The organism is Streptomyces minutiscleroticus (genome assembly GCF_014650875.1).
Lineage (GTDB): Bacteria > Actinomycetota > Actinomycetes > Streptomycetales > Streptomycetaceae > Streptomyces > Streptomyces minutiscleroticus.
Genome location: NZ_BMVU01000014.1, coordinates 67572 through 79403, shown reverse-complemented (window position 1 = coordinate 79403; position 11832 = coordinate 67572). Strand labels below are relative to the sequence as shown.

Sequence of the window (11832 nt, the reverse complement as noted above, 5' to 3'; positions counted from 1 at the left end):
GGCGTCAGAGCCGGGCCGCCTTCAAGGCCATGTGCAGCAGCAGCCGGTGCTCGCCGTCGTCCAGGTCGAGGCCCGTGAGCTGCTCGACGCGGGAGAGCCGGTAGTACAGCGTCTGGCGGTGGATGCCCAGCTCGGCGGCGGTGCGGCCGGCCTGGCCCGCGCGGTCCAGGTACACCTCGGCGGTGCGGGCCAGCTCCCGATGGGCCGGTGCGAGGAGCACCCGGACCGCGGGGTCCCGGGAGACCTCCGGGGGCAGCGCCGTGAGCAGCCGGAACGGGCCGATGGAGGCCCACTCGGCGACCGGGCCCAGGGCCGGTTCGGCGAGGGCCGCGCGGGCCGCGGCCGACGCCTCCCGCCAGGCGGCGCCCAGTTCGCCGAGCCCGGTCCGGGCCGCCCCGACCCCCGCCGCCGCGCGCCGCGGCGCGCGTCCCGCGGCCGGCGCCGTCCGCGGCGCCCGGCGCTCTCCGGCCGCCGCCTCCGCCTCCTTCAGCAGCCGGGACGCCGCCGACACGGCCGGCCCCGGCGCCTCCGGCGACCGCAGCCGCACCAGCAGCGCCAGCGCCTGGCCCGCCGTGTCCCACGGCACCGTGCACAGCGCCGTCGCGCCCGGCACCGCGCGCGCCGACGGGGCGTCGTCCGGGTCGGCCGAGGGCCAGGGCGCCACGCACACCACGGCGTGCAGCCCCTCGCCGCGCGGGCCCAGCGCGGTGCGCAGCGCGGCCACCGCCATGTCGCGCCGCCAGCCGCCCTCCGCGGTCAGCGCCTCCCGCAGCTCCCGGGTCAGGTCCGCGCCCGCCTGCGCCTCGTCCGCCAGCAGTGCGCCGATCCGCCCGGTCACCTCCATCGCCGCCGACAGCTGCTGCTCGGTGGGCGCCGGGTCGCCGAGCAGCCAGACGTAGCCGAGGACGACGCCCCGGTGGCGCACGGGCAGGCAGACGCGGCCCCGGTGGACGCCCGCCTCCGGCGTCGGCGGGATGCGGACCGGGCCGGTCGCGCGCGCGATGCCGAACCCCTCGAACCAGGCGCGGACGGCGGGGGTGGAGCGGCGGGTGAGGATCGAGCGGGCGCGCACCGGGTCGAGCGCGGACGCGTCGAACTCGCCCTCGCCGTCGTACGCGCCGAAGGCGATCAGCTCGAAGTCCCGGCTCTCCAGTGTCGCGGGAGCGCCCAGGAGCTCCGAGATCTCGTCGATCAGCTCCTGGTAGTCACCCTTGTGCTCGCCCTTCACCCGGGCATTCTCCCGCATTTCCGTGCCCCCTTCATACAGATGTCTGGGATACGGGGCACGGATGCGTGACAGCTGTCGATGGCAGACGATCAGGGGGATTCTTAGATTTCACGGTGGTTCTCCGTGCCGTGCCCGTCCCGTCGGGTGCCGGCCTTCTCGCCCGTCTGCCTGGAGGTGCCCCGTGCTGGGTCCCGTGATTCTCGCCGCGTCGCGCAGCGACCGCATGCGCCGGCTCGTGTCGGCGGCCCCGGTGACCAAGCCGGTCGTCGACCGCTTCATCCCCGGTGAGACCGTCGACCGGATCGTGCCCGTGATCGAGGACCTGACCGGCAAGGGCCTCGAGGTCACCATGGACGTCGTCGGCGAGGACATCACCTCGCCCGAGCAGGCCGCCGCGGCCCGGGACGCGTACCTGGAGCTGATCGACCGCCTGGAGATGCTGAGCCTGGGGGAGCGGGCCGAGATGTCCGTCAAGCTCTCCATGTTCGGCCAGGCCCTCCCGTCTCCCGCCACCGCCCTCGACGGAGGGCCCTCCGGGCCCGCCCCCGCATTCCAGAGCGGTCACGACCTGGCCCTCGCCAACGTCCGGCCCGTCGTCGAGGCCGCCGCGCGCATCGGCACCACGGTGACCCTGGACGCGGAGGACCACACCACCCTCGACTCGATGTTCGCGATCCACGAGGAGCTGCGGAAGGACTTCCCGCAGACCGGCTGCGTGATCCAGGCCTACCTGTTCCGCACCGAGGCCGACGCCCGCCGCCTCGCCGCGGCCGGCAGCCGCGTTCGCCTGGTGAAGGGTGCCTACAAGGAGCCCGCCTCGGTCGCGTACCAGAACGCCGCCGAGATCGACAAGGCGTACGTGCGGATCCTGCGCACGCTGATGGAGGGCGACGGCTACCCGATGGTCGGCTCCCACGACCCGCGCCTGATCTCCATCGCCCAGGAGCTCGCGCGCCGCGCCGGGCGCAAGCCCGACGAGTACGAGTTCCAGATGCTGTACGGCATCCGCGAGGAGGAGCACCTGCGGCTCGCCGCCGAGGGCCACCGCATGCGGGTCTACACCGCCTACGGCACCGACTGGTACGGCTACTTCATGCGCCGTCTGGCGGAGAAGCCCGCGAACCTGCGCTTCTTCCTCCGCTCGATGGTCAGCAAGGGCTGAGTCCACCCACACCGCTCAGTTAAGGAGTTACGGAACCCATGGACGCTGTGACCCAGGTCCCCACCCCCGTCAACGAGCCGGTGCACGGCTACGCCCCCGGCTCGCCCGAGCGCGCCCGCCTGGAGGCCAAGCTCAAGGAACTGGCCGAGAACCCGATCGAGCTGGTGATGACCATCGGCGGCGAGAAGCGGCTCGGCGGCGGCGAGCGGTTCGACGTCGTGCAGCCGCACAACCACAAGGCCGTCCTCGGCACCGGCGCGCACGCCACGCAGCAGGACGCCCAGGACGCGATCGACGCGGCGCTGGCCGCCGCCCCGGCCTGGCGCGCGATGTCCTTCGACGACCGCGCCGCGATCATCCTGCGCGCCGCCGAGCTGCTCTCGGGCCCCTGGCGCGAGACGATCGCCGCCTCCACCATGCTGGGGCAGTCCAAGACCGCCCAGCAGGCCGAGATCGACAGCCCCTGCGAGCTCGTCGACTTCTGGCGCTTCAACGTGAAGTACGCCCGCGACCTGCTCGCCGAGCAGCCCCCGGCCAACGCGCCGGGCGTGTGGAACCGACTGGACCACCGCCCGCTGGAGGGCTTCGTCTACGCGATCACGCCGTTCAACTTCACGGCCATCGCGGCCAACCTGCCGACCGCGCCCGCCCTCATGGGCAACGTCGTGGTGTGGAAGCCGTCCCCGACGCAGACCCACGCCGCCGTGCTGATGATGCGCCTCCTGGAGGAGGCGGGCCTGCCCAAGGGCGTCATCAACCTCGTCACCGGCGACGGCATCGCGGTCTCCGAGGTCGCCCTGAACCACCGCGACCTGGCCGGCATCCACTTCACCGGCTCGACCAGGACCTTCCAGCACCTGTGGAAGACGGTCGGCAACAACATCGAGAAGTACCGCACCTACCCGCGCCTGGTCGGCGAGACCGGCGGCAAGGACTTCGTCGTCGCGCACCCGAGCGCCGACCGCGCCGTCCTCAAGACCGCCCTGACCCGCGGTGCCTTCGAGTACCAGGGCCAGAAGTGCTCGGCGACCTCCCGCGCGTACATCCCGGCCTCGATCTGGAACTCCGGCTTCAAGGAGGAGTTCGCGGCCGAGGTCGACGGGATCGCCATGGGCGACGTCACCGACCTGTCGAACTTCATCGGCGCGGTCATCGACGAGCGCGCCTTCGCCAAGAACAAGGCCGCCATCGACCGGGCGAAGTCCGACCCGGCCTGCACGATCGTCGCGGGCGGCACGTACGACGACTCGGTGGGCTGGTTCGTGCGCCCGACCGTGATCGAGTGCACCGACCCGGAGAACGAGGTCTTCACCACCGAGTACTTCGGCCCGATCCTCGCCGTGCACGTCTACGAGGACGAGAAGTACGACGAGATGCTGACCCAGATGGAGTCGGTGTCCGACTACGCGCTCACCGGCTCGGTCATCGCGAACGACCGCGCGGCGGCGGCGTACACGATGGACAAGCTGCGCTACGCGGCCGGCAACTTCTACATCAACGACAAGTCGACCGGCGCCGTCGTCGGCCAGCAGCCCTTCGGCGGCGGCCGCGCCTCCGGCACCAACGACAAGGCGGGTGCCCCGCAGAACCTGATGCGCTGGACGCTCACCCGCGCCATCAAGGAGACGCTGGTCCCGCCGACCGACTACACCTACCCGCACATGGGCTGACCGCCCGCGCCCGGACCGTGTTCAGGCCGGTCCGGGCCAGTGCTCCGCCCCCGTCCCCGGTTCGGTCACCGGGGCCGGGGGCGGTTTCCGTGCGGGAACCCGGGCGTCGCGCCCGTCCGGGTCCGGTGGCCGGCGCCGTCCGGCACCCGGGCGTGCTCTATGCGCTCGTCGTCCGGGGGCGCCGCGGGGTGCTCCGGATGCGGGCGCGGCACCGGCCCGCGGGCGCGGTCGCGCCGCACCGCCCGGTCCTCGCGCTCGCGCGCGTGCCGCACCCCCGCGGCGCCCGGCCGCTCCGCGCGGGCGGTCCCGGGCTCCCGCCCGAGCCGTGCCACGCGGACCGCCGCGAGAGCGAGCGCCCCCGCGGCCACCGCCCACAGCGCGGGACCGGCCAGGCCCGTGGCCGCCGCCAGCACGGCCGCCGCGGACAGCGCCGCCGTTCCGGAGGGGCGTCGCGCGGTGCGGACCGCCCCGGTCGCCGCGCCCGCCAGCGCGGCCCACGACGCGACCGTCGCGCACAGCGCGGCGAGCGTCACCAGCCACAGCGGGGCGCGGGTCACGAAGCCCGCGAGCAGCAGCAGGTCGGCGGCGCCCCCGGCCGGCAGGCCGTACGCCCCGCCGCGCGGCCCCGCCCCGCCGCGCGGCCCCGCCCCGCCGGGCGGGGCCGGGCCGCCGGGTCCGGCACACAGCAGCCGCACCGCCAGCAGGACGAGCACGGGCAGGGCGGCGAGGGGAGCCGGCAGCAGGGCGAGGGCGGTGGCCGCGCCCGCGGCGCACAGCACGCCCGCCGCCACCGGCGAAACCCCGCGCCGGGCGAGCACGCCCCGCACGCGGGACGCCCCGCTCGCGTACCGGAGACCGAGAGCGTGAAGTCCTTCCATACCGTCGACTCTGCCGCCGGATCCGCCCCGGCGGCACCGCACGTGTACTCAACCCCGCGCTGAGTACGGGGCCACAGGCGCCGCGGGGACACCCGCGCGGGGCGCGGGCGCAGAGGCGGCCGGCATGCGCGCGAGGACCGCGGCCGGTACCGGGACACGCCCGCGCGGCGACCCGTCGAACAGGCGAGCGGAGTGCCGCAGTTGCAGGTCAGAGCGGTGTGACCGAAGCCACCGTCTCAGATAGTAGGAAGCCCGACTAATTGTGGAGACAGGCACTCCTTCGTCGCCTAGCTTTGTAGGAGCCGAACGAATCGCTCGACCCAGCGATGGGCGGCAGCGCGCCGGAGCCCGAGGCAGGCGACCCCTGCGGCACCGGCCCCCGCCCCTTCGGGGAGCCGCCCCCCGCGCCCGGTGCGTGGCGGCGGGGAGGGCTCGTAGTCCGCCGCTGCACTCCCGCGTTCCTCGAAGGAGTCGATCCCCCATGGCCGAGACGACCGTCCGCCGCCGAGTCCGCCACGTCTCCCGCACGAGCGAGTCCGACCGCAAGAACGCCGCCGCCGCCCTCCAGCGCGCCCTCGACCGCAGGGACAACGGCGGCGAGACGGGTCACTGAGCCGGGCCCCGCCCGCACCGTCCGTCCCGCCCGCCCCGCCCGTGTCCGCGGCGCCGCTCAGGCGCCGCGTCCGATCTCGAAGTGGTCGACGCGCTCGCCGTCCTGCGCCAGCGCCGACACCCTCAGCCGCGGCGCCGGACCGGGTTCCGCCTCGACGGAGAGGAAGGAGTGGCCGGTGTAGCGCACCCGCGACCACTCCACGGTCTCGGGGACCCTGTCCTTCCCCTCCGCCCAGTGGAAGGTGCCCACCGACTCGCGGTCGGCGGCGTGCCCCTCGTAGCTGTCCTTCACGCCGTCCGGGAAGTCGTACAGGTCCTTGCCGGCGCCGCCCGCCGTGACGTAGACGACGCCGTCGCGCGTCGGGTCGGTGGAGCCGCCCACCGGCACCCGCCGGCCCACCTCGCCGTCCCGGATCGCGTCGGTCCGCTCGTACACGTGGTTGTGACCGTTGATCACCAGATCCACCCGGTGCTTGTCGAAGAGCGGCACCCAGGCGTCGCGCACCCCGCCGTCCGAGGCGTGCCGGGCCGTGGAGTACGCGCAGTGGTGGAAGAACACCACGACGAAGTCCACCCGCCCGCGCAGCTCGCCCAGGCGCCGGTCCAGCCACTCGGTCTGCCGCCCGTCCGAGACGCCGAGGTTGGCGGGGATCTCGTACGAGACGTCGTTGGCGTCCAGCGCGACGACGCCGACGTTGCCGTAGACGAACGAGTACACGCCCGGGGAGCCGTGCGGGTCGTGGCCGTTGTCCGGCAGCGACCAGCGGGCCGCCTGGCCGCCGTAGCCGTCCGGCGAGTACCAGGCCTCCATGTCGTGGTTGCCGGTCGTCACCATCCACGGCACGGTGCGCGCGACCGGCTCGGTCTGCGCGAGGAACCGGTCCCACACCCGGGCGTCGTAGACGTCCGTCCGCTGTCCGTGGCCCGTGGTGTCCGCGTAGCAGATGTCGCCCGCGTGCAGGTGGAAGGCGGGGCCGCGGTCCAGGATCAGCCGGTCGTTGGCGACGGCCGCGCGGTTGACGCCCTGGTCGCCGAAGGCCGTGAAGACGAACCTCTCCGGGCGCGCGGGCGCGGTGCGGAAGGTGCCGAGGGTGGAGATCCGCTCCGGCGACGCCGGGTCGAAGCCCTCGTGGCCCACGCCGTAGTAGTACGTCGTCCCGGGCTCCAGGCCGTCGAGGGCGGCGTGCAGGTAGTACTGGTCGACGGCCGGGAGCAGCTTCGAGAGGGACGGGGTGCGCAGGGCGCGGACCTCGGCCTCGATCCTGCGGTCCAGCTCCCCGGGCTCCGTGCCCACCCGCACGTACGGCCCGCGGACCGCGAGCGGGACCTGCCAGGAGATCCGCATCCGGGTGCGCGGGTCGGCGCCGAAGGCGAGGTGGCGGCCGAAGGGCGCCACGACGGAACCGTGCACGCGCCCGGTGGCGGCGCCGGGGAGGGCCGCGGACGAGCGCGGCGCCTTCGCGTCCGCCGGGCCGGACGGACCGGAGCAGCCGGCCGCCGCGCCCGCGGCGGCGAGGGCGCCCGCGGTCGCCAGGACCCGGCGCCGCGAGAGCCGCGACCGCAGGTAGTCGTGCTGTTCGGCCATGCTCATCGTGCGGGCGAGCCGCTCCGGGATGCCGACGTCAGGGGTGTCCATGCCCGAGAGACTTCCCGGCGGTCCCCAACGCCCGCCGGGCATACGGGTGAACGGCGTCTTACGCGCTGTCGCCCCGGCCGCCCCGCCCCGCCGCCCCGTCCCGTCCGGCCGTGTCGCCTGGCGTCCGTATGGCGGACACCCCGTGTCATCCCGTGGGACCAGGAGTACGGTGCTGCCCATGTCGGCAAGCTCTCGCACCATCGATCTCGCAGTGATCCCCGGCGACGGCATCGGCCAGGAGGTCGTGGCCCAGGGTCTGAAGGTCCTCTCCGCCGTCCTCCCGCAGGATGTGAAGCTGGAGACCAAGGAGTACGACTTCGGCGCCCGGCGCTACCACGCCACCGGTGAGACCCTCACCGACGCCGACCTGGAGAACCTGAAGCGGCACGACGCCATCCTGCTCGGCGCGATCGGCGACCCCTCGGTCCCGTCCGGTGTCCTGGAGCGCGGCTTCCTGCTCAAGCTCCGCTTCGCCTTCGACCACCACGTCAACCTGCGCCCGTCGAAGCTCCTGCCCGGCATCGCCACCCCGCTCGCCGGCCAGCCCGAGATCGACTTCGTGGTCGTGCGCGAGGGCACCGAGGGCCCCTACACGGGCAACGGCGGCACCATCCGCAAGGGCACCGCGCACGAGGTCGCCACCGAGGTCTCGGTCAACACGGCCTTCGGCGTCGAGCGCGTCGTCCGCGACGCCTTCGCCCGCGCCCAGGCCCGCCCGCGCAAGAAGCTGGCACTGATCCACAAGAACAACGTGCTGACCTTCGCGGGCCACCTGTGGACCAACGTCTTCAACAAGGTGGCCGAGGAGTACCCCGAGGTCACCACCGAGTACATGCACGTGGACGCGGCGACGATCTACCTCGTCACGCAGCCCGAGCGCTTCGACGTGATCGTCACCGACAACCTCTTCGGCGACATCATCACCGACCTCGCCGCGGCCGTCTCCGGCGGCATCGGCGTGGCCGCCTCCGGCAACATCAACCCCGGCCGCGAGTACCCGTCGATGTTCGAGCCCGTCCACGGCTCGGCCCCCGACATCGCCGGCCAGGGCAAGGCCGACCCCACCGCCACGGTCCTGTCCGTCGCGCTGATGCTGCGCCACCTCGGCCACGAGGCCGAGGCCGCCCGCATCGAGGACGCCGTCTCCGCCGACCTCGCCGCGCGCGCCGGGCAGCCAGCCCGCACCACCGACGAGATCGGCGACGCGCTCGCCGCCCGAGTATCCGGCTGACCCGCCGGTACCCGAGGAACCCCTCGTCACCCCAAGCCGCCGGGTCGCATCGCACCCGGCGGCTTTTCCTCTGCGTCGCCGGGTGCCACCATCAACCCTGGGCCGCATTCACGCCGTTTCGTCCACGGTCGTCCGCGCGCGATAATCGAACGCGGAGCCGTACGATGACGGATTGCTCGGACGTCCTAACACTGGCCACTGGCTGTACAGGCGTGAGCGCGGCCCGCCACACACAACCGGTGAAGGACACCACTCATGACGACGCCCACGATCGAGCTCAAGCCCACCGCGAACCCGCTCTCCGACGCGGAGCGGGAGGCGATCCTGGCCAACCCCGGATTCGGCCGCCACTTCACCGACCACATGGTGACGATCAAGTGGACCGCGGGCCGGGGCTGGCACGACGGCCAGCTCGTTCCCTACGGGCCGCTCTCGCTGGACCCGGCGAACATGACCCTGCACTACGCGCAGGAGATCTTCGAGGGGCTCAAGGCATACCGGCAGCCCGACGGGTCCGTCGCCACCTTCCGGCCCGAGAAGAACGCCGAGCGCTTCCAGCGCTCCGCCCGCCGCCTGGCGATGCCCGAGCTGCCGGTCGAGACCTTCGTCGAGGCCTGCGACGCCCTCGTGCGGCAGGACCGGGCCTGGGTGCCCGCGCACGGCGGCGAGGAGTCCCTCTACCTGCGCCCGTTCATGATCGCGAGCGAGGTCGGCCTGGGTGTCAGGCCCGCCGACGAGTACCTGTTCATCGTGATCGCCTCCCCGGCGGGCGCCTACTTCCCGGGCGGCGTCAAGCCCGTCTCCATCTTCGTCTCCGAGGACCGGGTGCGCGCCGTCCCCGGCGGCATGGGCGACGCCAAGACGGGCGGCAACTACGCGGCCTCCCTGCTCGCCCAGGCCGAGGCCGCCGCCCAGGGCTGCGACCAGGTCTGCTACCTCGACGCCGTCGAGCACGCGTGGGTCGAGGAACTCGGCGGCATGAACCTGTACTTCGTCTACGGCGACCGCATCGTCACCCCGGCGCTGTCCGGCTCCATCCTGGAGGGCGTCACGCGCGACTCGCTGCTCACGGTCGCCCGTGACCTCGGTTACACCGCCGAGGAGGAGCGCGTCTCGATCGACCAGTGGCAGCGCGACGCCGAGAGCGGGGCGCTGACGGAGGTCTTCGCCTGCGGCACCGCGGCCGTCATCACCCCGGTCGGCACGGTCAAGCGCACCAGCGGCGCCGAGTGGCGGCAGGCGGGCGGCGAGCCCGGCGAGGTCACCCTGCGCCTGCGCGAGAAGCTCCTCGACATCCAGCGCGGCACGGCGGGCGACGAGCACGGCTGGATGCACCGCCTGGCCTGAGCCCCGCACCGGCCGCCGGGGCCGCCGCGGACCCGCCCGTCCGCGGCGCGTCCGGCCCCGGGGACCGCCGCGGACCGGACGATGCGGCTCGCATGCTGAGACGAACGGTGAACGCGGGGGCGGACTGTGCCAGACTGCCCCCGTGCTCTCGCTCGCCATGATTATGGGCAGCAGGCGCGCCGGTCCGCAGTGACCTCCTGTACGACCACGTACGGGCGGACACCGTCGTCCTCGACCCGCGCGCAGACCTCTCGCACCCGCGAGGGGTTTTTCTGTTTCCTGGCCCCACCCGCGGCCGGGACCGGAGCGCGCGGGACCATGAGGGCGGTGGAGCCGGTCATTCCGGTAGACCGATTCCGAGTTCCAGGAGCCAGAGAGATGACGGACGCAACCGACGAGCATTTCGCCCCCTCGCGCGTCGACGACGACTTCCACGTCTTCGACACCACGCTGCGCGACGGCGCGCAGCGTGAGGGCATCAACCTCACCGTCGCGGACAAGCTGACCATCGCCCGGCACCTGGACGACTTCGGCGTGGGCTTCATCGAGGGCGGCTGGCCCGGGGCCAACCCCCGCGACACCGAGTTCTTCGCCCGCGCCCAGCAGGAGATCGACTTCAAGAACGCGCAGCTCGTCGCGTTCGGCGCCACCCGCCGTGCAGGCGGGAAGGCGTCCGAGGACCCGCAGGTCAAGGCACTGCTCGACTCCGGTGCCCAGGTGATCACGCTCGTCGCCAAGTCTCACGACCGGCACGTCGAACTGGCCCTGCGCACCACCCTGGAAGAGAACCTGGAGATGGTCCGCGACACCGTCTCCCACCTGCGCGCCCAGGGCCGCCGCGTCTTCGTCGACTGCGAGCACTTCTTCGACGGCTACCGCGCGAACCCCGAGTACGCCAAGGCGGTCGTGCGCACCGCCGCGGAGGCCGGCGCCGACGTCGTGGTGCTCTGCGACACCAACGGCGGCATGCTCCCCGCCCAGGTGCAGGCCGTCGTCGCCACCGTCCTCGCCGACACCGGCGCCCGGCTCGGCATCCACGCGCAGGACGACACCGGCTGCGCCGTCGCCAACACCCTCGCCGCCGTCGACGCGGGCGCGACCCACGTGCAGTGCACCGCCAACGGCTACGGCGAGCGCGTCGGCAACTCCAACCTCTTCCCGGTCGTCGCCGCCCTGGAGCTGAAGTACGGCAAGAAGGTGCTGCCCGAGGGCGCGCTGTCCGAGATGACCCGCATCTCGCACGCGATCGCCGAGGTCGTCAACCTCACCCCGTCCACGCACCAGCCCTACGTCGGGGTCTCCGCCTTCGCGCACAAGGCGGGCCTGCACGCCTCGGCCATCAAGGTCGACCCGGACCTGTACCAGCACATCGACCCCGAGCTGGTCGGCAACACCATGCGGATGCTCGTCTCCGACATGGCGGGCCGCGCCTCGATCGAGCTCAAGGGCAAGGAGCTGGGCATCGACCTCGGCGGTGACCGCGAGCTGGTCGGCCGGGTCGTGGAGCGCGTCAAGGAGCGCGAGCTCAAGGGCTACACGTACGAGGCGGCCGACGCCAGTTTCGAGCTGCTGCTGCGCGCGGAGGCCGAGGGCCGGGCCCGCTCGTACTTCCGGGTCGAGTCCTGGCGCGCCATCGTCGAGGACCGCCCCGACGGCACCCACGCCAACGAGGCCACGGTGAAGCTGTGGGCCAAGGGCGAGCGCATCGTCGCCACGGCGGAGGGCAACGGCCCGGTCAACGCCCTGGACCGGGCCCTGCGCGTGGCCCTGGAGAAGATCTACCCGCAGCTCGCGCAGCTGGAGCTGGTCGACTACAAGGTCCGCATCCTGGAGGGCAAGCACGGCACGTCCTCCACGACCCGTGTGCTCATCTCCACCTCGGACGGCGCGGGCGAGTGGTCGACCGTGGGCGTCGCGGAGAACGTCATCGCCGCGTCGTGGGGCGCCCTGGAGGACGCGTACACGTACGGCCTGCTGCGGGCCGGGGTCGAGCCGGCCGAGTAGCCGGCCCCGCCCTGCCGGGGCCGGCCGACGCCTCCTCGCCCCGCCGCTCCTTCCCGTCCCGTGT

The 11832-nt window shown here is 73.4% G+C and carries 9 protein-coding genes; 6 read left to right on the top strand and 3 right to left on the bottom strand.

Translation table 11 applies throughout. The features are described from left to right. Positions 1 to 4 precede the first annotated feature (4 nt). Positions 5 to 1246, bottom strand: a complete 1242-nt coding sequence (locus IE271_RS16515; protein WP_190191070.1) for a PucR family transcriptional regulator — start codon at positions 1244 to 1246, stop codon at positions 5 to 7. A gap of 163 nt (positions 1247 to 1409) precedes the next feature. Between IE271_RS16515 and IE271_RS16510 the strand changes: the two genes are divergently transcribed. Then, positions 1410 to 2390 (top strand): proline dehydrogenase family protein, encoded by a 981-nt coding sequence (locus tag IE271_RS16510; RefSeq protein ID WP_190191069.1) that lies wholly within the window; start codon positions 1410 to 1412, stop codon positions 2388 to 2390. Positions 2391 to 2428: 38 nt separating this feature from the next. Then, complete coding sequence (gene pruA / locus IE271_RS16505; protein WP_190191068.1) at positions 2429 to 4060, top strand: L-glutamate gamma-semialdehyde dehydrogenase; 1632 nt, start codon at positions 2429 to 2431, stop codon at positions 4058 to 4060. A gap of 65 nt (positions 4061 to 4125) precedes the next feature. Here pruA and IE271_RS16500 read toward each other — a convergent pair whose 3' ends face one another. After that, positions 4126 to 4938 carry a phosphatidate cytidylyltransferase gene (locus IE271_RS16500; RefSeq protein ID WP_229919377.1) on the bottom strand — a complete coding sequence of 271 codons (813 nt, stop codon included), beginning with the start codon at positions 4936 to 4938 and terminating at the stop codon, positions 4126 to 4128. A gap of 481 nt (positions 4939 to 5419) precedes the next feature. On the opposite strand from IE271_RS16500, the gene IE271_RS43325 reads away from it, so the two are divergent. Continuing rightward, the gene (locus IE271_RS43325; protein ID WP_015493350.1) at positions 5420 to 5551 is read left to right on the top strand and encodes a hypothetical protein; all 132 of its coding nucleotides are present in this window, start codon (positions 5420 to 5422) and stop codon (positions 5549 to 5551) included. Positions 5552 to 5608: 57 nt separating this feature from the next. Here the strand turns inward: IE271_RS43325 and IE271_RS16495 are convergent, their stop codons facing one another. Continuing rightward, positions 5609 to 7186 (bottom strand): purple acid phosphatase family protein, encoded by a 1578-nt coding sequence (locus IE271_RS16495; protein WP_190191067.1) that lies wholly within the window; start codon positions 7184 to 7186, stop codon positions 5609 to 5611. Positions 7187 to 7364: 178 nt separating this feature from the next. Here IE271_RS16495 and IE271_RS16490 point away from each other — a divergent pair, with 178 nt between their 5' ends. The 3 genes from IE271_RS16490 (at position 7365) to cimA (ending at position 11768) form a co-directional block, all read left to right on the top strand. Continuing rightward, positions 7365 to 8417: a 3-isopropylmalate dehydrogenase gene (locus IE271_RS16490; RefSeq protein WP_190191066.1), complete on the top strand. Its 1053-nt coding sequence runs from the start codon at positions 7365 to 7367 to the stop codon at positions 8415 to 8417. 255 nt (positions 8418 to 8672) lie between these two features. Then, positions 8673 to 9764 (top strand): branched-chain amino acid aminotransferase, encoded by a 1092-nt coding sequence (locus IE271_RS16485; protein ID WP_190191065.1) that lies wholly within the window; start codon positions 8673 to 8675, stop codon positions 9762 to 9764. A gap of 378 nt (positions 9765 to 10142) precedes the next feature. Then, complete coding sequence (cimA, locus tag IE271_RS16480; protein ID WP_190191064.1) at positions 10143 to 11768, top strand: citramalate synthase; 1626 nt, start codon at positions 10143 to 10145, stop codon at positions 11766 to 11768. The last annotated feature ends 64 nt before the right edge of the window (positions 11769 to 11832 follow it).